This window comes from Sphingomonas sp. UYEF23, assembly GCF_040546165.1.
GTDB classification, from domain to species: Bacteria; Pseudomonadota; Alphaproteobacteria; order Sphingomonadales; family Sphingomonadaceae; genus Sphingomonas; species Sphingomonas glacialis.
Map to the genome: position 1 here is coordinate 359,692 of NZ_JBEPNG010000003.1, position 24,495 is coordinate 384,186.

Here is a 24,495-nt window from a genome sequence, read left to right on the forward strand (position 1 = left end):
TACCTTCAGCCTGACGCCTTCCAGCTTGCCCGAACGGGAGTTCCCCCAGTGATCGATAGCGACATCCTCTTGCAGGTTCTCGACGCCGGCGAACGCCGCCGCGCCGAGCGCCGTAATTTCCTGCGCAGCGCGGGCGTCGCTTCGCTCGCCGTTGGCGGCGCATCGCTGCTGTCGGCCTGCGGCGGCAGCGGCTCGACGAGCACCGATCCAGGCGCGACGGCAACCGCAACGCCGACGCCGAGCCCGAGCTCGACCAGCACGCTGCAGGACCAGGACACGCTCAACTTTGCGCTCAACCTCGAATATCTCGAAGCGCAGTTCTACAGCTATGCCGTCACTGGCGCAGGGCTGCCCAATGCGTTGATCGCCAAGGGCGATGGCAACCAGACCGTCCAAGGCACCGTGACGGGCGGCCGCAAGGTCACTTTCACCGATCCGATCGTCCAGCAATATGCGGTCGAGATCGCCGCCGACGAAGTCGCCCATGTCGCCTTCCTGCGTTCGGCACTCGGCGCTGCGGCGGTTGCGATGCCGTCGATCAACATCGATGGTGGCGCCAATGGCGCCTTCTCGGCCGCCGCGCGCGCCGCCGGGATCGCAACCACCAACGGCGTCGTCGATCGCGTCAACGGCACCTTCGACCCTTACGCCAGCGACGAGAACTTCCTGCTCGGTGCGTTCATCTTCGAAGATGTCGGCGTGACGGCGTACAAGGGCGCAGCGCAGACGATCAACACGACGTTGCTGCTCGATGCCGCTGCGGGCATCCTCGCGACCGAGGCGTACCACGCCGGCCTGATCCGCACCGTGCTCTATTCGAAGGGCCTCGCCACGCCGAGCCTGCGCGTCAATGCCGGGCTGATCAGCGACGCGCGCGATAGCCTCGATGGTACGAGCGACATCGATCAGGGCATTACCGGAACCGCGACGACCTCGAACCTCGTTCCGGTCGACGCCAACGGCCTCGTCTACGGCCGTACCGCGGGCCAGGTGCTCAACGTCGTCTATCTCAACAAGAATGCCGTGGTCGGCGGGGGCTTCTTCCCCAATGGTCTCAATGGCAACATCCGCACCAGCGCCGCAAACTAGTTGCACGCCGCGCGCGAGCGCCTAGACTGACGCCATTCCCCGGGGGGCTGCTATTCGGCGGCTGAGAGGGGGGCACGAGCCCCCGACCCGCATCAACCTGATCCCGTTAATACGGGCGTAGGGAGGGAGCGGTGACCGCCCGGAAACCGTCTTTGCTCCTTGCGATTTTGGAGCGAAGAGCATGGCAGATATCCCCGCGCGTACCGAAATCGGCGTGACGACCGGCCCGATCCGTGGCTCGCGCAAGATCTACGTGCCCTCGGCAGCGATTCCCGGGCCAGGCGTCGCGATGCGCGAGATCCTACTCGAACCATCGTGTGGCGAGCCGCCCTTGCGCGTTTACGACACGTCAGGCCCCTATACCGACCCGAAAGCGCGGATCGACATCCACGTCGGCTTGCCGACGCTGCGGCGCGACTGGATCCTCGCGCGAGGCGACGTCGAGGAATACACTGCGCGCGAAATTCGCCCCGAAGACAATGGCTTGACTGGCCCCGATCGTTCGGCTGGCGTACCGCAATATCCCAATGTCGTTAAACGCCCGCTGCGCGCCAAGCCCCGCGCCAATGTCAGCCAGATGCACTATGCGCGACGCGGCATCATCACCCCCGAGATGGAATACGTCGCAATCCGCGAAAATCTCGGGCGCGCTGCCGCCAAGGAAAAGCTGATCCGCGACGGCCAGGACTTCGGCGCATCGATCCCCGATTACGTGACGCCCGAATTCGTCCGCGATGAAATCGCGCGGGGGCGGGCGATCCTTCCCAACAACATCAACCATCCCGAATCCGAACCGATGGCGATCGGGCGCAACTTTCTGGTCAAGATCAACGCCAATATCGGCAACTCCGCCGTCGCGAGCAACGTCGCGGCCGAGGTCGACAAGATGGTCTGGTCGATCCGCTGGGGTGCCGACACGGTGATGGACCTGTCGACCGGTCGCCACATCCACGACACGCGCGAATGGATCCTGCGCAACAGCCCCGTGCCGATCGGCACCGTCCCGATCTATCAAGCGCTCGAAAAGGTCGGCGGCGTTGCCGAGGACCTGACCTGGGAGATCTTCCGCGATACGCTGATCGAACAGGCCGAGCAGGGCGTCGATTACTTTACGATCCATGCCGGCGTGCGGCTCGCCTATATCCCGATGACCGCAAAGCGCGTCACCGGGATCGTCTCGCGGGGCGGATCGATCATGGCGAAATGGTGCCTCGCGCACCACAAGGAGAGCTTCCTCTACGAGCGCTTCGACGAAATCACCGAGATCATGAAAGCGTATGACATCGCCTACTCGCTCGGCGACGGCCTGCGCCCCGGCTCAATCGCCGACGCGAACGACGAAGCGCAGTTCAGCGAGCTCTACACGCTCGGCGAACTCACCCACCGCGCCTGGGCGAGCGACGTCCAGGTGATGATCGAGGGCCCCGGTCATGTGCCGATGCACAAGATCAAGGAGAATATGGAAAAGCAGCTCGAAGTGTGCGGCGAGGCGCCCTTCTATACGCTCGGGCCGCTCACCACCGACATCGCACCGGGCTATGACCATATCACCAGCGGAATCGGCGCGGCGATGATCGGGTGGTATGGCACCGCGATGCTCTGCTACGTCACGCCAAAGGAGCATCTCGGGCTCCCCGACCGCGACGACGTCAAGGTCGGTGTGGTGACCTACAAGCTTGCCGCGCACGCCGCCGATCTCGCCAAGGGCCACCCCGCCGCCAAGATGCGCGACGATGCGGTCAGCCGCGCCCGCTTCGAATTCCGCTGGCGCGACCAGTTCAACCTGTCGCTCGATCCCGATACGGCCGAGCTCTACCACGACGAGACGCTCCCCGCGGAGGGCGCCAAGACCGCGCATTTCTGCTCGATGTGCGGGCCGAAATTCTGCTCGATGAAGATCACGCAGGAAGTGCGCGATTTTGCCGCGAAGCAGAACCAGCCGGCGGACGGCTTCCTTGCCGCAACGCCGCCGGTCGATGAGGCCGACGCCGACCGCGCCGCATTCGCACGCGGTGCGCAGGCCGAGGCCGGCATGGCTGAAATGAGCGCCACCTTCAAAGCGAAGGGCAGCGAGCTCTATCTGCCCGCCACCGAGTAAGGTGCCAGTCCGGCGGAGGCCTCAGGCGTACGCCGTACGCCTCCTAGATACGCTCGCCGGTCAGCCGCTGGCACACCATGTCGAGCTGATCGAGCGTCGAATAGGACAGCGTTAGCGTGCCCCCCTTGGCGCTGTGCGCGACACGCACCGACAGGCCCAGCAGATCGGCCAGCTGATGCTCGAGCGCCGCGAGATCGGGATCACGCCCCTCGCTGTCGCGCTGGCCGCGCGGCGCAGGCTTGGCAGCGCGCGCCATGCGTTCGGTATCGCGCACCGAAAGACCGCGTGCGACGACCTGGTCCGCCAGCGTTTCGACATCGGGCGCGCCGATCAACGCGCGCGCATGCCCCATCGTCAGCACGCCATTGACAACGCGCTCCTGCACCGGGGTCGGCAGCTCGAGCAGCCGCAGCAGATTGGCGATGTGGCTGCGCGACTTGTTGACCAGCTTGCCAAGCGCTTCCTGCGTGTGGCCGAAATCCTCGATCAAACGATGATACGCTTCGGCCTCTTCGATCGCGTTGAGGTCTTGCCGCTGGATATTCTCGACGAGCGCGACTTCGAGCGTTTCGGTATCATCGAACGCCCGCACGATGACCGGCACCTCGTGCAGTCGCGCACGCTGCGCAGCGCGCCAGCGGCGCTCGCCCGCGACGATCTGATAGCCGGTGCCGTGCGGCCGCACGACGATCGGCTGCAACACACCGCGCAGCGCGATCGATTGCGCGAGTTCCTCGAGTGCGGCTTCGTCGAAGTGCCGCCGCGGCTGGCCGGGATGCGGCGTCAGCGACCCGACGGGGAGCGAGCGCACACCCGGCGAGGCATTCTCCTTGCCTTCACCGACGGGCTCTTCGCGCGCCAAATCCCCCATCAGGGCGTTGAGGCCGCGGCCCAGTCCCGAACGCGGCTTCGGGCGTGCAATCGGAGGCGTCGAGTCGGTCATGCGGCCCTTGCAGGTTGCGGGGTATCGAAGGCGGGCAGGCGCGCGATCAATTCACGCGCGAGCGCGATATAGGCTTCGGAGCCGGGGCAGCGATAATCGTAGATCAATGCCGGCAAGCCGTGGCTCGGCGCCTCGGACAAACGCACGTTGCGCGGAATCACCGTGTCGAACACCACGCGACCCAGCACCGCGCGAACGTCGTTCGAGACTTGATCGGTCAGCCGGTTGCGGCGGTCGTGCATCGTCAGGGCGACACCCATGATCGACAGCGCGGGGTTGAAGCGCTCGCGGATCCGCTCGACGGTGCTCAACAGCTGGCTGAGCCCTTCGAGCGCGAAGAATTCGCACTGCAGCGGCACGAGCAGCGAATTCGACGCGACCATCGCATTGAGTGTCAACAGACCGAGTGACGGCGGACAATCGATCAGCACGACGTCCCAGCGATGATCCGAGCGGGCGAGGGCGCGCGACAGGCGATGCGTACGCTCCTCATATTCGACCAGCTCGATCTCGGCACCCGAGAGGTCGACCGTCGCGGGTACGATGTCGAGCTTGGGGACGCACGTCGGCATCGCGGCGACGTCGATCGATGTCTCGCCGAGCAGGATATCGTAGGTCGAGTGATGCCGGTCGGCGCGCGCGATGCCGAGCCCCGTCGAGCAATTGCCTTGCGGATCGAGATCGAGCAGCAACACCCGCAGCCCGGTTGCAGCAAGCGCAGTGCCGAGGTTGATCGCGGTCGTCGTCTTTCCGACACCGCCCTTCTGGTTCGCGACGGCAATGACGTTCATCGGCGTGTCACCCCTGATGCAAGAACGATCAGCGAGTCGGGATCGGTGATACTGTGTTCCACGTGAAACACCCCGTCCCATGCTAGCTGCGCGGCGGTGACATCTGCCAGCGCCGTCCGCCCTTTTGGCAGAATCCAGCACGTTGCGGAAGATGCGCACTTCGCACCCCAGGCGAAAAGACTGTCCAACGATGCGACGGCGCGCGCCGAAATAATCCTTGCATCGACAAGGACATCCTCGATCCGCGCGCACTTCACCGTAACGCGATCGCCGACCCCCATCGCCTCCGCCGCTTGCACCAGAAAGTCCGCGCGGCGGCGACGCGGCTCGACCAGCCAGACCGGTCTATCAGTGAGCGCAGCGACCACCAGTCCTGGGAAACCGGCACCGCTCCCGATGTCGAGCCATACCCCCGCGTCCTTGGGGGCGACCATCAGCAGTTGCGCGGAATCGACAATGTGGCGTGCCCACATCGCGCCCAGCGTCGAGGGTGCAATCAGATTCTGCTGTGCGCTTTCGGCGGTGACGATCTCGACGAGTTGTTGCATCGCCGCGAGCCCGTCGTCGCCAAAGTGCTGCGAGACCCAGTCCCGCGCTTCGTCCTCGGTCACGCTGCCTTCTTTCGGATCTGCAGGAGGATCGCCGTCAGCGCCGCCGGAGTGATGCCACGAATACGACCCGCCGCTGCGAGCGTAGTGGGGCGTGCGGTCTCGAGCCGTTCGATCATCTCGCTCGATAGCCCGGGGACGGTCGCGAAGTGCAAGCCATCGGGTACGGCGATCGTGTCATGCGAGCGCATCGCCGTAACTTCGGATTCCTGCCGTGCGAGATAGGGGGCGTAGCGCGCGTCCTCGGTTGCTTCGGCAAGCAGATCGGCATCCATGCGTTCGAGGAGGTCTGGGGCCACCATCTCGAGTGTCACACCCGCCACGCGCAGCCATGCGGCGCCCGATCGGCGTTCGGGATCGCTGCCGATCACCGCTCCGCGCATCGTGAGCGTTTCGCTTGGCACCGTCTGGTCGAGCACTTGCTCGATTTCGCCACGGCGCTCGATCCGATCCGCAAGCCGCTCAATCCGCGCGGGCGACAAGCATCCAAGCTCAGCCGCTATCGGGCTCAAGCGTGTCTCGGCATTGTCGGCGCGCAATCGCAGCCGGTATTCGGCGCGAGCGGTAAGCATGCGATAGGGTTCGGTAATGCCTTGCAGCACCAGGTCGTCGATCATCACACCGAGATACGACGATGCTCGGTCGAGCACGATCTCGGGCCGCTCGAGCGCGCGCGCCGCTGCATTGAGCCCCGCCATCAAGCCCTGGCCGGCGGCTTCTTCATATCCAGTCGTGCCATTGATTTGCCCGCAGCAATACAAACCTTCGAGCGCGCGGACCTCCAGCGTGGCAGCCAGCGCGCGCGGGTCGATATGGTCATATTCGACAGCGTATCCCGGCGTGAGCATCGTCGTGGCCTCGAGCCCGGGGATTGAGCGAAGCATCGCCGCCTGGATGTCGACGGGCAGCGATGTCGAAATGCCGTTGGGATAGATCGTCGGATCATCGAGACCCTCGGGTTCGAGGAAGATCTGATGGCCGTCGCGGTCTCCGAAGCGGTGGATCTTGTCCTCGATCGACGGACAGTAGCGCGGGCCTGCGCCGGCGATTGCGCCGCCGAACAGCGGCGATCGGTCGAGCCCGGAGCGAATGATGTCATGCGTCTGCGGCGTCGTCCTCGTGATCGCGCAGTGAAGCTGGGGCAGGGGGCGATGCGTCGAAACGGGTGACATCGTCCAAGGCCCGGCGTCGCTTTCCTGCTGCGCCAGCCGCGCCCAGTCGATCGTGCGGCCATCGAGTCGCGGCGGCGTCCCGGTCTTGAGGCGCGCCATCGGGAGGTTGGCAGCGCGTAGCTGCTGCGCGAGCAGGGACGCGCCTGCTTCCCCGACACGCCCGCCTTCGGACCGTTCCTCACCACAGAACATCCGGCCGCCGAGGAAGGTGCCCGTAGCGAGCACGACCGCGCGGGTATGAAGCACCGTACCATCGGCCAAGCGAACACCTGCGACGCTCCCGCTCTCGCTCAGCAGGAGACCGGCGACTTCCCCACCGATAATCTCCAACCCTACTTGCTGTGCTAGCATCGCGTTGATCGCTGCCGCGTAGCGGCGTCGGTCCGCCTGCACGCGTGGGCCCTGAACGGCTGCGCCCTTGCTGCGGTTGAGCATGCGGTAGTGGATACCCGCCGCATCGGTCGCGCGCGCCATCAGGCCGTCGAATGCATCGACCTCGCGGACAAGATGCCCCTTGCCGAGACCCCCGATCGCGGGGTTGCACGACATCGCACCCACTTTCGCAGGATCAAAGGTGATCAATGCGGTCCGTGCGCCGCGCCGCGCCGCTGCAGCGGCAGCCTCGGTGCCGGCGTGCCCGCCACCCACTACGATGACGTCGAAATCGTTCATGGGCTTCGCGCTAAATGGCTCGCCGCGATCTGTCAAAGCCGACCGTGTTCCACGTGGAACATCACTTACCGATGCAGAAGCGCGAGAAGATCGCGTCGAGCACATCCTCGGTCCCGGTGCGCCCCGTGATCGCGTTGAGCGAGCGCATCGCGCAGCGCACCTCCTCTGCGACGATCAACAAATCGCCGTGTCCCGCCCGGCGGAGATGTTGCTCGCTTTCGCGCAGCAACGACCGTTGACGATCATTTGTCGCAATCGCATCGGCGCCCGGAAGAAGCGCTTGCGCCTCCGCGGCGAGCCGCGCCCACAACTCGCCAATGCCAGCCCCGCTCTCGGCCGAAACAACGAGCTCAGCGAAAGGGGGAGGGGACGAGCGCGACGACAGGTCTGCACGCGCGTGTACCGCGATATGGCTCGGATCGGTGGGCGGGGTATCGCCCAGCCACAGCACGATATCCGCCGAGCCCATCGCCGCCTCGGCACGCGCAATGCCGATCTCTTCGACGATGTCGTTGGGCGTATCCGTCAGACCGGCTGTATCGGTGAGCAGATAGGCGATTCCCCCACGCGTGACCGCGGCCTCGATCCGGTCGCGCGTCGTCCCCGACAATGGCGAGACGATCGCCACGTCGCGCGCCGCGAGCACATTGAGGAGCGTCGATTTCCCACTATTGGGGGGCCCGGCTATCACCACGCGTACGCCGTCGTGCAGACGCTCGACCGGCGGCGTCGCGAGCAGCGCAGCCATCGCATCGGCAATGCCTGCGATGTTGGTCGTGATAGCCTCGACCGCTTCGTCGGGCACGTCATCTTCGTCGGAGAAATCGAGCTGCGCTTCGATGCTCGCAGCCACTGTCACCAACCGGTCCGACCAGTCTTCGATGACGGTGCGCAATCCGCCTTCCGCAATCCGAAGCGCTGCACGACGCTGCGTCTCGGTCTCGGCGCTCAGCAGATCGCCGAGGCCTTCAGCTTCGGTCAGATCGAGCACACCGTTGGTCAACGCACGGCGCGTGAATTCCCCCGGCTCGGCGGCGCGCAGACCCGGTTGCGCAGCCAGCACATCGCCAACCGCCGCCACCACCGCACGCCCGCCGTGAAGATGGAGTTCGACCAGATCCTCACCCGTCGCGGTACGCGGAGCCGGAAAGGTCAGGACCAGCGCACGATCGAGCAATCGCCGGTCGGCAGGATCGCGCAACGCACGCACGCCCGCCACGCGCGGTGACGGCAAGGTCCCGGCGAGCGCCGCTGCAACCGCCATCGCCGACGGCCCGCTTATCCGCATGATCGCGATCGCCGCCGGCGGCGGGCCGCTCGAGCAGGCAAAGATCGTGTCGTCCGCCACGGCTTATTTCGCTGCGCGCTCGAACATCGTCCGCCACAGTCCCATGCTCGCATCGCTGATCGGCGCCCAGCTTCGCATCATGTTCTCGATCAGGTCGGGCGAAACGACGCCATCCATCGAATCGGTCATCATCGACAGATACTTATCGTGGATCGGCGTGAGATCCGGGAGCCCCATGAAAGCACGCGCCTCTTGGGGGGTACAATCGATCTCGACGTTGATCTTCATTACGGCGTCTCCGCTTGAGCCGGCACGAGCCCGGCGGCATAGTCTGCTCATGTATGCGCGCGATATGGCCCGGATCGCAACGCCCGTCGGCGTGATCACGATCAGCGGCGATGACCGCGAACTCCATGCGATCACGCTCAGCGGGGAGGCACCGCTTGTGGCGGGGGCGACCGCACCAGTACGTGCCGCCGCCGAGCAACTGACCGCATGGTTTGCGGGAACACTGACGACCTTCGATCTGGCTTTGTCAGCCGCAGCGTCCGAACGCGGTGCGGCACTGCGTACCGCGATGGTCGCGATCCCCTATGGCGATACGGTGAGCTACGGAGCGCTCGCCAAGCGTGCTGGGTCGAGTGCGCGGGCGATCGGGCAAGCCTGCGCGCGCAATCCGTTCCCGATCGTGGTGCCATGCCACCGCGTGCTCAATGCCTCGGGATCGCTCGGCGCGTATTCGGCGGGGGAGGGGCCGATCACCAAGCAATGGCTGCTCGCGTTCGAGCGGCGCGGTCGGCGGGATTTGCTGCTTTAGGGATTTGGTTCGCGGGGCGGGCATGGGCAAAGCCCATGCCGTCGGTCGGGCGCGGAATTGCGCCCGCCGGCCGAGCCGGTGCGAGTCCGGCGGCAGCCTGCCGCCGGCCGCACTCGGCTATTGATTCATGCTGTCGAAGAAATCTTCGTTGGTCTTCGAATTCTTCATCTTGTCGAGCAGGAACTCCATCGAGTCGATCGTGCCCATCTGCATGAGGATGCGGCGCAGCACCCACATCTTCGACAGCTTGCTTTGATCGACCAGCAGCTCTTCCTTGCGCGTGCCCGACTTGCCGACATCGAGCGCTGGGAAGATCCGCTTGTCGGCAACCTTGCGGTCGAGCACGATTTCGGAGTTACCCGTGCCCTTGAATTCCTCGAAGATCACTTCGTCCATGCGGCTGCCGGTGTCGATGAGCGCGGTCGCGATGATCGAGAGCGAACCGCCTTCCTCGATGTTGCGCGCGGCACCGAAGAAGCGCTTCGGCCGCTGCAGTGCATTGGCGTCGACACCGCCGGTCAGCACCTTGCCCGACGACGGCACGACGGTGTTGTAGGCACGGCCGAGACGCGTGATCGAGTCGAGCAGGATCACGACATCCTTCTTGTGCTCGACCAGGCGCTTGGCCTTTTCGATCACCATTTCAGCGACTTGCACGTGGCGAGTCGCGGGCTCGTCGAAAGTCGAGGAGACGACTTCGCCCTTCACCGAACGCTGCATGTCGGTCACTTCCTCGGGGCGCTCGTCGATCAGCAGGACGATCAGGAACACCTCGGGGTGGTTGTCGGTGATCGCCTTGGCGATGTTCTGCAGCATCACCGTCTTGCCGACGCGCGGCGGCGCGACGATCAGCGTGCGCTGGCCCTTGCCCTGCGGCGAGATGATGTCGATGACTCGCGCCGACTTGTCCTTGACGGTCGGATCGGCGGGATCGAGCGTGAGCTTCTCGTCGGGATAGAGCGGCGTCAGATTGTCGAAATTGACGCGATGACGAACCGCGTCGGGATTGTCGAAATTGACCGCGGTCAGCTTGGTCAGCGCGAAATAGCGTTCGCCATCCTTCGGCCCGCGGATCTCGCCTTCGACCGTGTCGCCAGTGCGCAGGCCGAACTTACGGACCTGGTTGGGCGAGATGTAGATGTCGTCAGGACCGGCGAGATAATTCGCCTCGGGGCTGCGCAGAAAGCCAAAGCCGTCGGGCAGCACTTCGATCGTGCCGAGCCCCATGATTTCCTCGCCCTCTTCGGCCTGAACCTTGAGGATCGCGAACATCAGATCCTGCTTGCGCAGCGTCGATGCGCTCTCGATGCCGAGCTCCTCGGCCATCGCGACCAGTTCGGCCGGCTTTTTGTTCTTGAGGTCTTTGAGATGCATGGAGGGCGTCCGGGGCATGAAGATGCGAGGGGGGAGCTTCGGTCGGCGACAGATACGCGACGATGCTAGAGGAAGGATGCCGCGACCGAACGGGTGGACCCGCCGCATCGTGACACGGCGCTCGAGATACGATCCGGCGCGCGGCGCGTCAAGGCTTGGCGGTTTTTGCGCAAGTGCTGAAGAGCGCGGTTATCGGTCGCCCTCCGCACGCGTCGCGTCCCACGCGCAGAGGGCTTCAGCACCTCAGAACGGCTGGACGATCGCAAGGATGACGATGAACGTCACCAGCACCGCCGGCACTTCATTGATCAGCCGCAATTGCCGCCCGGTGAGCGTCGGCTTGCCCGCCGCGAGCTTCTTCGAATAGCCGACCGCCCAACCGTGATACCCGCTGAGGATCACCACCAGCAGCAGCTTGAGGTGCAGCCAGCCGAGCCCGCTCGCGCCCGAGAACAGCCCGAGATTGGCGCCGAGTGTCAGGCCGAGCATCCAGACGACGACCATCGCAGGCGTCAGGATGATCTTGCGGATCTTGGCTTCGCGCTCGACCCATTGCGCCGCCTCGGGCGAGCCGATCGCGGCTTCCTGATGATACACCAGATAGCGCGGCAGCATGAACAGCCCCGCCATCCAGAAGATGACGAAGATCAGATGCGCTGCCTTCATCCACGGATAGGCATTGCCGAGCATCCCGATCATCGCGCGCTCCGGACATAGGCGAGCAACTGCTCGACATGCGGGATCGGCGTGTCCTGCAGGATGCCGTGGCCGAGGTTGAAGATGTGCGGCCGATCGGCGAACGCGGTGAGGATGCGCGACGCGGCCTGTTCCATCGCCGCTCCCCCGGCGATCAGGACGAGCGGATCGAGATTGCCCTGCACCGGCATCCCCTGCGGAAGCGTCCGCGCGGCCCATTCGGGGTCGATCGTTTCGTCGAGCCCGAGCGCATCGACCCCGGTCTCGCGCGCATAGGCAGGAAGCTTTTCGCCCGCGCCCTTGGGAAAGCCGATCACCGGGACGCCGGGGTGGCGCTCATGCAGCGCCGCGACGATCGCGGCATTAGGGGCGATCACCCAGCGCTCGAACTGCGCGGGGCTGAGGCTGCCGGCCCAGCTGTCGAACAGCTGCACCGCCTCGACGCCGGCCTCGATCTGGCGTGACAGATATTCGATCGTGCAATCGGCGATCGCGGTGATGATCCGACCAAAAGCGGCAGGGTCGCCATACGCGAAACGCCGCGTCTCGCCCTGATCCTTGCTGCCATGTCCTGCGACCATATAAGTGGCGACGGTCCACGGGCTTCCAGCAAAGCCGAGGAAGGTGGTCTGTGGCGGCAATTGCGCTGTGACCAGGCGCACAGTCGCATACACCGGATCAAGCCGCTCAGGCGCCGCCTGAAGGCTTTCCAGCGCATGATCGACGAGCGGGGGCGTCAGCGCCGGTCCTTCGCCGACACCGAAGCTCAGACCCTGTCCCAGCGCCGAGGGGACCATCAGGATATCCGAGAACAGGATCGCACCGTCGAAGCCGAAGCGCCGGATCGGCTGGATCGTTACTTCGGCTGCCGCTTCACTGTCATTGACCAAAGCGAGGAACCCGCCCTTCTCGGCCCGGAGCGCGCGATATTCGGGGAGATAGCGTCCCGCCTGGCGCATCAGCCAGATTGGCGGGGTGGAGGCACGCTCACCCTTGAGCGTGGCGAGCAGCGGCTTGTTTTGCGTCAGCACGGTCGGTCTTTCCTCACCCTACTTCTATAAGAATCTAGAATCTTAAAAGGTTGAAGTGGTTGTTGGCACGTTGATAACGGGGCTTATGCCGCCATCCCCAAAATGCCAACAGATTGACGCGGCGCAATCGACGCGCACGCCTTGAGTCGGCGTGCTCGTCCCCATTATCCACAGGCTGTGGGGGGAACCATGGGGTGTTTGCGCGATTGTGGATAGCATGAGGGTTATGCACCGCGGTCGCTCGGCTTTGCGGACGGGCAAAGTTGCGCTAGCGCTTGCCCCCATGTTGTCCACAGTTTCGCCCCGCACCCGTCTCTGATGCGCCTGCATCTCCATCTTTTGTCGGATTCGACCGGCGAAACGCTCGAGAACATCGCCAAGGCCGCGCTCGCGCAATATGACGATGTCGAGACGATCCGGCATTTCTGGCCGATGGTGCGGACCGAGGCGCATCTCGAGCGCATTTTGCAGGAAATCTCGCAAAATCCCGGGCTGGTGCTGTTCACTTTGGTGAACAGCGAGACGCGGCGCACGCTCGAGACGCGCTGTCGTACGCTCGGGCTCCCCGCGGTCGCGCCGCTTGATGCGGTGACGGGCGCGCTGTCGGGCTTGCTTGGTCAGGCGGCGAAGGCCCGCCCGGGGCGGCAGCACGTGCTCGACGCCGCGTATTTCGCGCGGGTCGATGCGATTCAGTTCACGATCGCGCATGACGACGGGATCCTGGCCGAGGAGTGGGAAGAAGCGGACATCCTGCTCGCAGGCGTGTCGCGGTCTTCGAAGACGCCGACGTCGATCTATCTCGCCAATCGCGGCTTCAAGACCGCGAACATCCCGATCGTCGTCGAAAGCCCGCCGCCCGAAAATCTCTTCACGTTGAAGAACCCGATCATCGTCGGCCTTACGACGAGCGCCGATCGGCTGATCCAGGTGCGCCGCAACCGGTTGCTGTCGCTGAATGAAACGACCACCACCGCTTATGTCGACCAAGAAGCGGTGACGCGCGAAGTCGCCTATGCGCGGCGGATGTTCGCCGACAATGGCTGGCCGGTGATCGACGTCACGCGGCGCTCGATCGAGGAAACCGCAGCGGCGATCATTGCGCTCGTCGGCGAACGCCGCGGCGAAACACGAGGTGAAGCATGAAGCTCCTGCTGGCCTCGCAAAGCGCCTCGCGGCGCGCCATGCTGACCGCGGCAAATGTCCCGTTCGTCGCGGTCTCGGCCGGCGTCGATGAGGAATCGGCAAAGGCGGCGTTGCTCGGCGAAGGGCTCGCCGCGCGCGACATGGCCGATGCCTTGGCCGAACTGAAGGCGATCAAGGTTTCGTCGGGTGAGGGGCAAGCGCTTGTGCTCGGTTGCGACTCGGTCGTCGCGCTCGAGGATGGGTCGATGCTCGACAAGCCACGCGACCGGGCCGAGGCGGGCGCGCATCTGCGCCGGCTGTCGGGCAAGCGCCATGAACTCGTCAGCGCCGCGGTGATGGCCGAAGGCGGCCGTCCGGTGTGGCGCGTCGTCGATCGCGCGCGGATGCACGTGCGCCCGCTGTCCGAGGCGTTCATCGAGACCTATCTCGACCTCGAATGGCCCGAAATTGCCGGCTGTGTCGGTTGCTATCGGATCGAGGGCCCGGGCGCGCAATTGTTCAGCCGGATCGAGGGGAGCCAGTTCACCGTGCTCGGCCTGCCTTTGCTGCCGGTGCTCGATTATCTGCGGGTTCGGGGAGTTATGGCGTCATGATGCTGGCCGAAGTGATCGGCGATCCGATCGCGCATTCCAAATCGCCGTTGATCCACGGCTTCTGGATCGAACGCCTCGCGCTCGATGCCGAATATCACCTCTGTCAGGTCGCTGCCGACGGGCTGGCAGCGTATTTCGAGGCGCGCAGTGCCGATCCCGCCTGGCGCGGCTGTAACGTGACGATCCCGCACAAGATCGCGGTGTTCGACCATGTTCCCGATCCCGGTGGCGTCCGCGCGACGATCGGCGCGGCCAATACCGTGTTCCGCGGTGAGGACGGCAAGGTGATCCTGACCAACACCGATGCCGCTGGCTTCTATGCGCCGATCAACCAGCTCGATCTTGCCGGCGCGCCGGTCGTGGTGATCGGGGCAGGGGGGGCGGCACGCGCGGTGTTGTTCGCGCTCGCACGGCTCGACGTCGGTCCGGTGACGATCCTCAACCGCAACATGCTCAAGGCGGCGGCGTTGCTGTCATCGTTCGGGCTCAAGGGCAAGGCGCTGCCGCTCGATGCGACGCTCCCGGCCGCGGCCTTGTTGGTCAATGCGAGCGCACTCGGGATGGTCGGGCAACCCCCGCTCGAGCTCGATCTGGCGCCATTGCCCGAGGATGCAGTGGTGTATGACGTCGTTTATGCACCGCTCGAGACGCGCCTCCTGGCGGCGGCGCGCGACCGCGAGCTCGAGACGGTCGACGGACTCGATATGCTGATCGGCCAGGCCGCGCTCGCGTTCGAGCTGTTCTTTGGCGTCGCCCCACCGCGCGACGAGGCGAGCGACGACGAGCTCCGCGCGCTGCTGACCGCATGACGGCCGAGCGGCCGATCACGATCGGGCTGACCGGGTCGATCGGCATGGGCAAATCGACCGTTGCCGCGATGTTCGCCGACGCCGGCGTGCCGGTGTTCGACGCCGACGCCGCGGTGCACGTGCTGCAAGGGCCGGGTGGCCGCACCGTCGCCGCGATCGAGTCTGCCTTTCCCGGCGTGACCGGGCCGAATGGCGTCGATCGCGCTGCGCTCGGCGCCAAGGTGCTCGGCGACCCGGCGGCACTCGCGCGGCTCGAAGCGATCGTCCATCCGGCGGTCGGCGAGGAGCGCGCGGCCTTCCTGGCGGCGCATGCGAGCGCGCCGATCGTGCTGTTCGACGTTCCCTTGCTGTTCGAAACGGGTGGCGAGTCGCGAGTCGATCGCGTCGTCGTCGTGTCCGCCCCGCCCGAGATTCAACGTGCGCGGGTGCTCGCCCGCACCGGAATGACGCCCGAAAAGCTCGACGCGATTCTCGCCAGGCAGTTGCCGGACGGGGATAAAGTCACGCGCGCCGACTTCGTCGTGCCGACGGGCGGGTCGATCGATGCGACGCGGCGTGCGGTTAGCGCCATCATCGCTTGCCTCGAAGGGCGCGAGACCCCACTATCCTAGACTTATGCGCGAGATCGTTTTCGATACCGAGACCACAGGCTTCAGTTTTTCCGATGGCGACCGCATGGTCGAGATCGGCTGTCTCGAGATGGTCAACAAGGTCGAGACCGGGCGCACCTTCCACGCCTATTTTCACCCCGAGCGCACGATGCCGCCCGAGGCGCAGCGCGTCCACGGGCTGAGCGACGCGTTCCTCGCCGACAAGCCGCTATTCCCGCAGCTGGTCGAGGATTTGCTCGATTTCATCGGCGACAGCCCGCTCGTCGCGCACAATGCGAGCTTCGATTTCGGCTTCCTCAACGGCGAACTGCAGCGCTGCGGCCGCGCGACCGTTGGGCTGCACCGGATGGTCGATACCGTCGCGATGGCGCGGATGCGCCACCCCGGCGCCAAGCATAGCCTCGATGCGCTGTGTAACCGCTACGGCATCGATCGTAGCCATCGCACCGTCCACGGCGCGTTGCTCGACGCGCAATTGCTCTCGCAAGTCTATGTCGAGCTCACCGGCGGTCGACAGATCGGGCTCGGCCTGGTCAGCGAAGTGATCGAGGACATGGCGCCGACGCAGTCGACCCCGCCGACGACGGTGCGTCCGGCGCGTATCTTCGCAGCCGCCGAGAGCGAACTCGCCCGGCATGCGGCGTTCCTCAAAACCGTGGTCAATCCGTTGTGGGGGAGCGATCCGGCACTGTCTTGAGTTTAAGGGGGTCGAGGCGCCCGACAGGCGTCGTCTACCGCCGATGATCGTCAAAGCGACATCGGCCAGCTAAGGAGAATGCTCATGGATATTCGGGTTTCCGGCCATCAGGTCGAAACGGGCGAGGCGCTCAGGACCCATGTCGACGAGCGACTCCAGGGCATAGCCACCAAATATTTCGCGCGCGCCATCTCGGCGCAGGTCACCTTCGGCAAGGGGCCGCACGACAATCGCTTCACCGCCGACATCGTCGCGCACGTGATGCAGGGGTTGATCCTCAAGGCACATGGCGATGCCGCGGATGCGCATCTCGCCTTCGACGCTGCCGCCGCCAAGGTTGAGAAGCAGCTGCGGCGCTACATGCGCCGCCTCAAGGATCGCAATGCCGGGGTGGCGAGTGCAGCGGCGGCACAAGCGGCCGATGCCGAGAATGCCGGCTATACGCTGTTCCAGGAGAGCACCACTGAAGAGGAGGTCGAGGACTTCCCGCTGATCGTCGCAGAAACGCGCGTCGACGTGCCCGATGCCTCGGTGTCCGATGCCGTGATGATGCTCGACCTGCGCAACACCGCGGCCTTGCTGTTCCGCAACAGCGTATCGGGCACCTACAACATGGTCTATCGCCGTGGTGACGGGACGATCGGCTGGGTCGAGCCGCACCGCGAAGCGTAAGGCCATCAGCGGCACGGCGCCGATGTCCTAGCATAAGGCTCGTGCTTTCGCCGATGACCGATCGGCGCTATGGGCTCGCTCAAAGCCTCCGCTTTGGGCGGGCCCAAGGACTAACATGACCGATCTGCACGATATTCTCGCGTCCGACGCCGTGCTCGAACGCGTCAGCGCAGGCACGCGCAAGGCGCTGTTCCAGCAGCTCGCAGCGACCGCGGCGAGCGTATACGGAGTAGATACCAGCGCGGTGTCCGAAGTGGTCGGGACGCGCGAGAAGCTCGGTTCGACCGGGTTCGGCGGGGGCGTTGCGACGCCGCACGGCAAGTTGCCCGGGCTGGACCGCGTCTGCGGCGTTTTCGCCCGGCTCGCCCAGCCGATCGATTTCGACTCGGTTGACGACATGCCCGTCGACATCGTCTTCATGCTGCTGTCGCCACCCGATGCCGGTGCGACTCATCTCAAGGCGCTGGCGCGCGTGTCGCGTGCGCTGCGCGATCAGGCGTTCGTCGCGAAACTGCGCGGGGCAGGGTCGCGCGATGCGCTTGTCGCGTTGCTGTCCGCCGATCAGACGTGCGATGCCGCTTAACGACGGCCCGGCCCCGGCGGGAGAACAGGCGCATTTCCGTGCGCTCGAATCGCTCTATGCCGCGGCACCGATCAATCGCTTGTTCGAGTCGACGCTTGAAATCCCCGAAGCCGGGCTCGCGCGGATCCATTTCACGATCGACGAGCGCTACTTTCACGCCGCGGGCGCCGCGCACGGCACGAGCTATTTCAAGATGCTCGACGACGCTGCGTTCTATGCCGCGAACAGCCTCGTGACCGATCGCTTCTTGCTGACCACCGCGTACAATCTGCTGCTGACCAAGCCGCTGCGCGCGGGGCCGGTGATTGCAGAGGGCCGTTGGGTATCGGGGCATCGGCGTGTGTTCGTCGCCGAGGCGCGCTTGATCGATGCGAGCGGCAATGAAGCTGCGCGTGGCACCGGCACCTTCATGCGCTCGCAGATCGCGCTTGCCGGATTGCCCGGGTACCGCCCTGCATGAGCGACACGCTGGCGAGCGGAATTCTGGTGTCGGCCCTGCTCAAACGCGTCAACGATGCTGGTGGGATGGGGATGGTGCGGGCCAGGGGTGACGCAGATTCCGGCGCGATCCTGATGATTTTGAACGATGGTCCGGGGCGCTCACGGCTGGTCGAGCGCGGACGGGACTCGCTCGGCAAACGGGCGCTCATTGCCGCAGGGCCAAGCGGCGCGAGCGATCCGATGACGTGCGATACCTATTGGCGACGCCGACGCGAGCGGGATCCCGACCTGTGGGTTATCGAACTGGATATCCCGTCGGCAGAACGATTCGCCGCAGAAACGATCCTCGACGATTGACCGGGCGGCCCCGCGCAGGGATAGGCAAAGCTCTAGTCAGGGCGTTGTGTCGTGCCGGGTGCGATCCGGAATGATTACGCAGTCGGGGGGCTGTCCGGAAGGGCGACGTATGTCGACCCTATCCGTGCACCAACCGCATTTTAGTCGTCTTCATGTCGTTTTCGAACCGCGTCGCATCCATCGTGACGCTGACCTTTACCGTCGCTGCTCTCATCGGCTTCGGAACGCCTGGGTTCGCCCAGGAAATCAATCGTGCTATCAACGTGCCGTCCGCGCTTTCGGTTCCGCAGACGCCCCAGATGATCCCGGCGATCGCCACGACCCAGTCGGCTGATCCCGTAACCGCTCCTTCACAAGAGTCCGACGCAGAGCAGGATGGCGATACCGTCGCTTATGGTACGCTCGATGCCGCCGTCGCGGCGCAGCCTGGCCCCGAAGCGATGAATGACGAGCTTCAGTGCATGGCCGGCGCGATCTATTTCGAGGCCAAGGGCGAACCGCTGAGCGGCCAGCTCGCTGTCGCCGAAGTGATCCTCAACCGTTCGAAGTCGGGGCGCTTCCCCAAGGGCGTGTGTTCGGTTGTGACCCAGAAGGGTCAGTTCTCTTTCGTTCGCGGCGGCCATGTCCCCGACATCGCCCCGAACAAGCAGTATCGCACCGCCGTCGCCGTTGCGCGTGTCGCACTCGCCGATGCGTGGGACAGCCCCGCGTCGGACGCGATGTACTTTCACGCGCGCCGCGCTGCGCCGGGCTGGCACCGCGTTCAGGTCGCTGCGATCGGCAACCATCTTTTCTACCGCTGAGACGCGCGCGTCCTCTTGGACGCGTTCGTGAAATGTTCTAGGGTCGGGTGATGCTCCGCACGCCCGATCCTTCCGCATTTCCCAGTGGCGCCTGCGCCGAATTTGCCGGCTCGTCGCTCTGCGCGGCCGATGTCGCGCGCGGGACGACCCGGATGCTGCTTCGCCACGACCTGGTCGCACTGAGCGAGGTGCCGCTCGATGGCAATCGTCGCGCCGATCTGATGGCGATCGATGCGCGCGGCCAGATCGTCATTGTCGAAATCAAGGTCTCGCGCGCCGATCTGCTCGGCGATGGCAAATGGACCGACTATCTCGGATGCTGTGATCGCTATTATTGGGCGGTCCCTGCGGGGTTCGACGCATCGCCGCTCGATGGCGCGGCTTTCCTCCCCGAGCGCACAGGGATCATCGTCGCCGATCGCTACGATGCCGCGGTGGTCCGCGATGCGCATACCGAGCCGTTGTCGGCAGCGACGCGTAAGCGCGCGACGCTCGCGTTCGGGCGTCGGGCAGGGCGGCGCTTGATCGCGCTCACCGATCCCGAAGCACAGGTCATGCTTTAGGCGACGCCCTCCGAGTGTTCCACGTGGAGCAATCTCAGAGCGTTGGCCCTGACACTGCCTTGCGAACCTTTTTGGGGCTGGCCTCGATCATTTGCGCGATGCTCGGCGAGCGCTTGTCCTGCTGTGCATATTCGCGCGCGGAAAAGCCCTGGAGATGATCGGCCTGGTCGGGATCGGCGCCCAGATCGAGCAAGGTACGCACGAGCGACTGGTCTCGGCGCTGGACCGCAATAATGAGCGGCGTCTCGCCGCGCGCGTCGGCGAGGTTGACGTTGCCCCCGCTCTTGGCGAGCGCATCGACCATTTCCTTGCGCCCGAGCCGGGTCGCCAGCAGCATCGCGGTCTCGCCCTTGTCGTCGCGGAGATTGGCGTCGGCACCCTTCGACAGCAGATACGAAACATAGGCCATGTCGCCGCGCCGCACGACGATGTGGAGCGCACCTTCGCCAGTCGAGCGATCGCGCGTGTTGACCAAGGTCACGCCAGGCTTCTCGAGCGCGGCGATCACTTCATCGTTCTTCGCGTCTTTCACCGACTGGAGGAACTTGTATCCGGCCGACTGACCGATCTGCGCCACGGCGGGCGTCGAAACCAGCGCAAGCGGCGTGGCCACGAGCAAGGCGAAGGCGAGCGGTGCAGTACGAAGGGTCATCGAAAAGGTCCTGGCTAGGTCGAGCGATGCGATCGGGAAAAGCTCAAAAGCTTGCGCCGATCGGACTAACAGATCATGGCTGGCGATGCCATGAACCAGATTGCCCGCACGCTGTGCGCGCTGTTGCTGACCGCATCGACGGTCGGCTGTAGCGGCTCTCCCGCCCCGACCCGCGCCCCGCTCGACGGGGTCAAGATCGGTGTCCCGTTCCAATTGATCGATCAGGACGGAAAGCCGCGCAGCGATCGCGACTTTGCCGGTCGCTATCGCATCATGTATTTCGGCTACACCTTCTGCCCCGATGTGTGCCCGACCGATCTCCAGACGATCGGCGCGGGGCTGCGTACGTTCGAGGCGCAGGATGCGAAGCGGGCGGCAACAGTCGTGCCGATCTTCGTCTCGGTCGATCCGAAGCGGGATATGCCCGCCGTGCTCAAACCCTATGTCGCGGCGTTCCATTCGCGAATGGTCGGGCTGACCGGCTCGCCCGAAACCATCGCGGCGGTCGCCAAGGGGTACGGCGTCACCGTCGAACTCGAGAAACCCAATGCCGAGGGCGCGTATCTCGTCGCGCACAGCCGCTTCGCGGTGCTGATGGATCCGGCTGGCAAGCCAGTGGTTCTCCTGCCCGCAGACAAGTCGCCGAGCGATGTCGCGGCCGAGCTCGACCGGTGGGTGAAATGAGCGGAAAATTCTGGGAAGAACCGATCGACACGCTCGATCGCGGGCAGTGGGAAGCCTTGTGTGACGGGTGTGGCAAATGCTGCGTCCACAAGCTCGAGGATGAGGAGACGGGCGAGCTGCTGCCGACGAACGTGTCGTGCCGTCTGCTCGATCGCGCGACGGCGCAATGCTCGAACTACAAACATCGCCACGCCTATGTCAGCGAGTGCGTGCGATTGAGCCGCGACAATGTCCGCACGATCGACTGGCTGCCGGCGACCTGCGCCTATCGTCTGCGCGCCGCCGACGAGCCGCTCCACGACTGGCATTATCTCGTGTCGGGCGACCGCGAGTCGGTGCACCGCGCTGGGCAATCGGTGCGCGGCTGGACGATTTCGGAAGATGATGCCGGCGAGCTCGAATATCATCTGGTCGACCGCGAATTGTGAGCAGCGCGATCGAGGTCGTCCGCAACGCGCGAGCGCGGCGCGCGCGACTGTCGGTCGATAGCGCGACCGGGCGCGTACGCTTGGTCCTGCCGCCGCGCGCGCCGCTCAAAAAGGCGCTCGCCTGGGCCGAGGAAAAGGCCGGGTGGATTGCCGAGCAACGCGCGCGTTTGCCACAAGCGCAGCCGTTCAAGCCCGGCGGGACTATTCCGTTCGGCGACGCTTGCCTGACGATCGCCTGGGAGCCGAGCGCATCCCGTACGGTGAAGCGCGTCGGTGATACTTTGCTCTGCGGGGGTACGCTCGATGGCGTGTCGCGACGGATCGCGACTTGGCTCAAGCGCGAAGCGCTACGGGTGTTGAGCTCGGAGACCGACGAGTTCGCTGATCGGGCAGGCGTCACCGTCACCAAGGTCGCGGTTGGCGATCCCAAGACGCGCTGGGGAAGCTGCGCCTCGTCGGGGACAATTCGTTACAGCTGGCGGTTGATCCTGATGCCCGATTTCGTCCGCCGATCGACCGTCGCGCACGAAGTTGCGCATCGGCTCCACATGGACCATAGCGCGCGCTTCTACCGCGTGCTCGAAATGCTCGACGAACGCGATCCCGACGAATCACGCCGCTGGCTACGCGCCAACGGCGCGGCGCTTCACTGGGTCGGCCGCGAGTCCTGACGCTCGTCGTAGCGGTCGGGCGGCGTCATCGCTGGTCGATCGCGCGGGACACGATTCGGATTGGGGGCAGGGCGGGGGGCATCGCGTCCGAGGACATGGTCGAGCCAGCCCTGATCGAGCCGCTGGGTATCGTCCGGGCGGTTCTGCTCGGTCTGCGGCTGGGTATCTGACCCACGGGTGATGCGCGGATCCGCACTGCGCGGGACGATCGGATTGCCGTCGGCATCGACTTGCGGCTCAGCCGGCGTCGCGCGTCCCGAATCGACTGGATTGCCGTTCTCGTCGACGAACAGGCCGTTATCCGCCTCGCCGAAATACGATTCCTGGTCGGGTTCGAGCTGATATTCGGGCAGCGTCACCTTGGTATCGAACTGTTCGACCGGGCGCGATGCGACCGCGGTCCGCATGAAGGCGGCGAACGCCTTGGCCGGCGCCGTGCCGCCGTGGAGCCCGGCGATCGGCTTGGCATCGTCACGCCCCATCCACACACCGGTGGTGAGGCCGCTCGAGAAGCCGAGGAACCAGCCATCCTTGCTCGACGTCGTCGTCCCGGTCTTGCCCGCGACCGGGCGTCCGATCTGGGCAGCCTTGCCGGTGCCGGTATTGACCGTCGTCTGGAGCAGGTCGGTCATTTCCGCAGCGACATAGGGCGCGACCAGCACATGACTGGTATCGACCGATTGCGCGTAGATCGTCTCGCCCGATGCGGTCACCTTGGTGATGCCGTACGGCGTGACCGCGACGCCCTTGTTGCCGACGCTCGCAAAAGCGCGCGTCATGTCGAGCAAACGGACCTCGGAGGTGCCAAGCACCATCGAGGGATGCGTGTTGACCTTGGTGGTGATGCCGAACCGCCGTGCCATGTCGGCGACGGTCGAGAAGCCGACTTCCTGTCCGAGCTTGGCGGCGACGGTGTTGAGCGAATATGCGAACGCCGTGCGCAAGCTCACTGCACCGCTGTTGCGGCGCGAATCGTTGCGAGGGCTCCAGCCATCGATCGTGATCGGCTCGTCGACGATCGAATCCTCAGGCTTATGCCCGGCCTCGAGCGCGGCGAGATAGACGAACAGCTTGAACGCCGATCCGGGCTGCCGGATCGCCTGCGTCGCGCGATTGTAGATCGAGCTGACATAATCCGTCCCGCCGACCATCGCGCGCACCGCCCCATCGCGGTCGATCGCGACGAGCGCACCTTGCGCGCCGCGCGGAGCATTCTGCTGGATTGCCGCATCGGCGGCGCGCTGCATGGTGAGGTCGAGCGTGGTCCATACTTCGAGCGGACGCTGCGTCTCGTCGATCAGCATTTCGAGCTGGGGGAGCGCCCAGTCGGTGAAATAGCGCACGCTGTTCTGCCGCGCCTCGGGGACGAAGGCGACCTTGTCGATCTCGGCCTCGTCGGCTTGCGCCGGCGTGATCACGCCGGTTTCCTGCATCAGCTTGAGCACGACTCCGGCACGACCGCGCGCAGCCGCGATATCGGCGGTCGGAGAGTAATTGGAAGGCGCCTTGACGAGCCCCGCGATCACCGCCGCCTCGGTCAGGCTGAGATGATCGGCGCCGTGCCCGAAGAATTTGCGCGATGCGGCATCGATCCCGTACGCGCCGCCGCCGAAATAAACCTTGTTGAGGTAGAGCTCGAGCACCTCGTCCTTGCTGAACTTGCGTTCGAGCGCGAGCGCGAGAATCCCCTCGCGGACCTTGCGGCCCCACTGCTTGTTCGAATTGAGGAAGATGTTGCGCGCAATCTGCTGCGTGATTGTCGATCCGCCCTGGCGCCAATGCCCGCGCTCGATGCGCACCTGGATCGAGCGCACCATCCCGATCGGGTCGACCCCGATATGCGAGCGGAAGCGACGATCCTCGACCGAAATCATCGCGTCGCGCATCACCTTGGGGATGCGGTCATACGGTAGCCATTCGCCATAGCTCGGCCCCATCGACACGATCACCGTGCCGTCGGCGGCGTGGACGCGGATCATCTGGCCGTTGGGCGACGATTTCAACGCATCAAAGCTCGGCAGCTGCCCTTCCGACACATAGACGGTGATCGCGAGCACGATCGCCCCGAGCAGCGCGAACCCCGCGCCAAGCTGGAGAACAAAGACGCTCCAACGGCGCCAGGCAGGCGCGCGTTTGGAGCGGGGCGAAGGAGCGGATGAGCGGGCCATGAAGCAGCGTAGCGTTAGGCTTTGCCGGGCACCCCGACAAG

At 65.2% G+C, this 24,495-nt stretch carries 28 protein-coding genes and 1 riboswitch; of the genes, 17 read left to right on the forward strand and 11 right to left on the reverse strand.

What is annotated here, in order from left to right:
• Positions 1 to 48 precede the first annotated feature (48 nt).
• Both ABIB28_RS07835 and thiC read left to right on the forward strand, forming a co-directional pair.
• On the forward strand, positions 49 to 1,089 hold the full coding sequence (locus ABIB28_RS07835; RefSeq protein ID WP_189676505.1) for a ferritin-like domain-containing protein: 1,041 nt from the start codon (positions 49 to 51) through the stop codon (positions 1,087 to 1,089).
• A gap of 30 nt (positions 1,090 to 1,119) precedes the next feature.
• Positions 1,120 to 1,230: riboswitch (TPP riboswitch) on the forward strand.
• A gap of 40 nt (positions 1,231 to 1,270) precedes the next feature.
• Positions 1,271 to 3,187, forward strand: coding sequence for a phosphomethylpyrimidine synthase ThiC (gene thiC / locus ABIB28_RS07840; protein WP_354287609.1), 1,917 nt, complete (start codon positions 1,271 to 1,273; stop codon positions 3,185 to 3,187).
• Positions 3,188 to 3,230: 43 nt separating this feature from the next.
• Here thiC and ABIB28_RS07845 read toward each other — a convergent pair whose 3' ends face one another.
• The 6 genes from ABIB28_RS07845 to ABIB28_RS07870 form a co-directional block, all read right to left on the reverse strand.
• Positions 3,231 to 4,058 carry a ParB/RepB/Spo0J family partition protein gene (locus ABIB28_RS07845; protein ID WP_502958226.1) on the reverse strand — a complete coding sequence of 276 codons (828 nt, stop codon included), beginning with the start codon at positions 4,056 to 4,058 and terminating at the stop codon, positions 3,231 to 3,233.
• A gap of 68 nt (positions 4,059 to 4,126) precedes the next feature.
• The gene (locus ABIB28_RS07850) at positions 4,127 to 4,921 is read right to left on the reverse strand and encodes a ParA family protein (RefSeq protein WP_133191285.1); all 795 of its coding nucleotides are present in this window, start codon (positions 4,919 to 4,921) and stop codon (positions 4,127 to 4,129) included.
• A complete protein-coding gene (locus ABIB28_RS07855) occupies positions 4,918 to 5,532 on the reverse strand; it encodes a 16S rRNA (guanine(527)-N(7))-methyltransferase RsmG (RefSeq protein WP_354287614.1) in 615 nt (204 codons plus the stop codon). The genes ABIB28_RS07850 and ABIB28_RS07855 overlap by 4 nt, the downstream gene beginning before the upstream one ends.
• On the reverse strand, positions 5,529 to 7,373 hold the full coding sequence (gene mnmG, locus ABIB28_RS07860) for a tRNA uridine-5-carboxymethylaminomethyl(34) synthesis enzyme MnmG (RefSeq protein ID WP_354287616.1): 1,845 nt from the start codon (positions 7,371 to 7,373) through the stop codon (positions 5,529 to 5,531). The genes ABIB28_RS07855 and mnmG overlap by 4 nt, the downstream gene beginning before the upstream one ends.
• A 61-nt stretch (positions 7,374 to 7,434) precedes the next feature.
• Complete coding sequence (gene mnmE / locus ABIB28_RS07865) at positions 7,435 to 8,721, reverse strand: tRNA uridine-5-carboxymethylaminomethyl(34) synthesis GTPase MnmE (RefSeq protein WP_354287617.1); 1,287 nt, start codon at positions 8,719 to 8,721, stop codon at positions 7,435 to 7,437.
• A gap of 3 nt (positions 8,722 to 8,724) precedes the next feature.
• Positions 8,725 to 8,949: a DUF6489 family protein gene (locus ABIB28_RS07870; RefSeq protein ID WP_354287619.1), complete on the reverse strand. Its 225-nt coding sequence runs from the start codon at positions 8,947 to 8,949 to the stop codon at positions 8,725 to 8,727.
• Between the two features lie 49 nt (positions 8,950 to 8,998).
• Between ABIB28_RS07870 and ABIB28_RS07875 the strand changes: the two genes are divergently transcribed.
• On the forward strand, positions 8,999 to 9,478 hold the full coding sequence (locus ABIB28_RS07875) for a methylated-DNA--[protein]-cysteine S-methyltransferase (RefSeq protein WP_354287621.1): 480 nt from the start codon (positions 8,999 to 9,001) through the stop codon (positions 9,476 to 9,478).
• Between the two features lie 117 nt (positions 9,479 to 9,595).
• On the opposite strand, the gene rho is transcribed toward ABIB28_RS07875, so the two are convergent.
• The 3 genes from rho to hemE all read right to left on the reverse strand — a co-directional run bounded on the left by rho (position 9,596) and on the right by hemE (position 12,579).
• Positions 9,596 to 10,852: a transcription termination factor Rho gene (rho, locus tag ABIB28_RS07880; protein ID WP_133191273.1), complete on the reverse strand. Its 1,257-nt coding sequence runs from the start codon at positions 10,850 to 10,852 to the stop codon at positions 9,596 to 9,598.
• Between the two features lie 243 nt (positions 10,853 to 11,095).
• Positions 11,096 to 11,551 carry a CopD family protein gene (locus tag ABIB28_RS07885; RefSeq protein WP_354287623.1) on the reverse strand — a complete coding sequence of 152 codons (456 nt, stop codon included), beginning with the start codon at positions 11,549 to 11,551 and terminating at the stop codon, positions 11,096 to 11,098.
• Positions 11,548 to 12,579 (reverse strand): uroporphyrinogen decarboxylase, encoded by a 1,032-nt coding sequence (gene hemE, locus ABIB28_RS07890; protein ID WP_354287624.1) that lies wholly within the window; start codon positions 12,577 to 12,579, stop codon positions 11,548 to 11,550. Before hemE ends, ABIB28_RS07885 begins: the two co-directional genes overlap by 4 nt.
• Positions 12,580 to 12,897: 318 nt before the next feature.
• Between hemE and ABIB28_RS07895 the strand changes: the two genes are divergently transcribed.
• From ABIB28_RS07895 to ABIB28_RS07945, 11 genes are all read left to right on the forward strand, one after another.
• Positions 12,898 to 13,722 (forward strand): pyruvate, water dikinase regulatory protein, encoded by an 825-nt coding sequence (locus ABIB28_RS07895; protein ID WP_426264512.1) that lies wholly within the window; start codon positions 12,898 to 12,900, stop codon positions 13,720 to 13,722.
• A complete protein-coding gene (locus ABIB28_RS07900; protein WP_354287626.1) occupies positions 13,719 to 14,315 on the forward strand; it encodes a Maf family protein in 597 nt (198 codons plus the stop codon). Before ABIB28_RS07895 ends, ABIB28_RS07900 begins: the two co-directional genes overlap by 4 nt.
• Positions 14,312 to 15,124, forward strand: coding sequence for a shikimate dehydrogenase family protein (locus ABIB28_RS07905; RefSeq protein WP_354287628.1), 813 nt, complete (start codon positions 14,312 to 14,314; stop codon positions 15,122 to 15,124). Before ABIB28_RS07900 ends, ABIB28_RS07905 begins: the two co-directional genes overlap by 4 nt.
• Positions 15,121 to 15,735, forward strand: coding sequence for a dephospho-CoA kinase (gene coaE / locus ABIB28_RS07910; RefSeq protein WP_354287630.1), 615 nt, complete (start codon positions 15,121 to 15,123; stop codon positions 15,733 to 15,735). The genes ABIB28_RS07905 and coaE overlap by 4 nt, the downstream gene beginning before the upstream one ends.
• 4 nt (positions 15,736 to 15,739) lie before the next feature.
• The gene (gene dnaQ, locus ABIB28_RS07915) at positions 15,740 to 16,432 is read left to right on the forward strand and encodes a DNA polymerase III subunit epsilon (protein ID WP_189676518.1); all 693 of its coding nucleotides are present in this window, start codon (positions 15,740 to 15,742) and stop codon (positions 16,430 to 16,432) included.
• An 84-nt stretch (positions 16,433 to 16,516) separates the two neighbouring features.
• Entirely contained in the window at positions 16,517 to 17,104 is a 588-nt protein-coding gene (gene hpf, locus ABIB28_RS07920) for a ribosome hibernation-promoting factor, HPF/YfiA family (RefSeq protein WP_133191259.1), read from the forward strand.
• 115 nt (positions 17,105 to 17,219) lie between these two features.
• Positions 17,220 to 17,687 (forward strand): PTS sugar transporter subunit IIA, encoded by a 468-nt coding sequence (locus ABIB28_RS07925; protein WP_354287632.1) that lies wholly within the window; start codon positions 17,220 to 17,222, stop codon positions 17,685 to 17,687.
• Positions 17,677 to 18,147, forward strand: a complete 471-nt coding sequence (locus ABIB28_RS07930; protein ID WP_354287634.1) for a PaaI family thioesterase — start codon at positions 17,677 to 17,679, stop codon at positions 18,145 to 18,147. The genes ABIB28_RS07925 and ABIB28_RS07930 overlap by 11 nt, the downstream gene beginning before the upstream one ends.
• Positions 18,144 to 18,485, forward strand: a complete 342-nt coding sequence (locus ABIB28_RS07935; RefSeq protein WP_322161543.1) for a DUF1491 family protein — start codon at positions 18,144 to 18,146, stop codon at positions 18,483 to 18,485. The genes ABIB28_RS07930 and ABIB28_RS07935 overlap by 4 nt, the downstream gene beginning before the upstream one ends.
• 152 nt (positions 18,486 to 18,637) lie before the next feature.
• Positions 18,638 to 19,288, forward strand: a complete 651-nt coding sequence (locus ABIB28_RS07940) for a cell wall hydrolase (protein WP_133191251.1) — start codon at positions 18,638 to 18,640, stop codon at positions 19,286 to 19,288.
• Positions 19,289 to 19,338: 50 nt separating this feature from the next.
• A complete protein-coding gene (locus ABIB28_RS07945; protein WP_354287637.1) occupies positions 19,339 to 19,851 on the forward strand; it encodes an MmcB family DNA repair protein in 513 nt (170 codons plus the stop codon).
• 34 nt (positions 19,852 to 19,885) lie between these two features.
• Here the strand turns inward: ABIB28_RS07945 and ABIB28_RS07950 are convergent, their stop codons facing one another.
• A complete protein-coding gene (locus ABIB28_RS07950; protein WP_354287639.1) occupies positions 19,886 to 20,503 on the reverse strand; it encodes an ankyrin repeat domain-containing protein in 618 nt (205 codons plus the stop codon).
• A gap of 90 nt (positions 20,504 to 20,593) precedes the next feature.
• Between ABIB28_RS07950 and ABIB28_RS07955 the strand changes: the two genes are divergently transcribed.
• From ABIB28_RS07955 to ABIB28_RS07965, 3 genes are read left to right on the forward strand one after another with little or no spacing between them, the layout of a single operon-like run.
• Complete coding sequence (locus tag ABIB28_RS07955) at positions 20,594 to 21,187, forward strand: SCO family protein (RefSeq protein WP_354287641.1); 594 nt, start codon at positions 20,594 to 20,596, stop codon at positions 21,185 to 21,187.
• Positions 21,184 to 21,615: a YcgN family cysteine cluster protein gene (locus ABIB28_RS07960; protein WP_133191243.1), complete on the forward strand. Its 432-nt coding sequence runs from the start codon at positions 21,184 to 21,186 to the stop codon at positions 21,613 to 21,615. Before ABIB28_RS07955 ends, ABIB28_RS07960 begins: the two co-directional genes overlap by 4 nt.
• On the forward strand, positions 21,612 to 22,286 hold the full coding sequence (locus tag ABIB28_RS07965) for a M48 family metallopeptidase (RefSeq protein ID WP_354287643.1): 675 nt from the start codon (positions 21,612 to 21,614) through the stop codon (positions 22,284 to 22,286). Before ABIB28_RS07960 ends, ABIB28_RS07965 begins: the two co-directional genes overlap by 4 nt.
• Here the strand turns inward: ABIB28_RS07965 and ABIB28_RS07970 are convergent.
• Positions 22,262 to 24,454 carry a transglycosylase domain-containing protein gene (locus tag ABIB28_RS07970; RefSeq protein WP_354287645.1) on the reverse strand — a complete coding sequence of 731 codons (2,193 nt, stop codon included), beginning with the start codon at positions 24,452 to 24,454 and terminating at the stop codon, positions 22,262 to 22,264. The genes ABIB28_RS07965 and ABIB28_RS07970 overlap by 25 nt on opposite strands.
• Positions 24,455 to 24,495 lie beyond the last annotated feature (41 nt).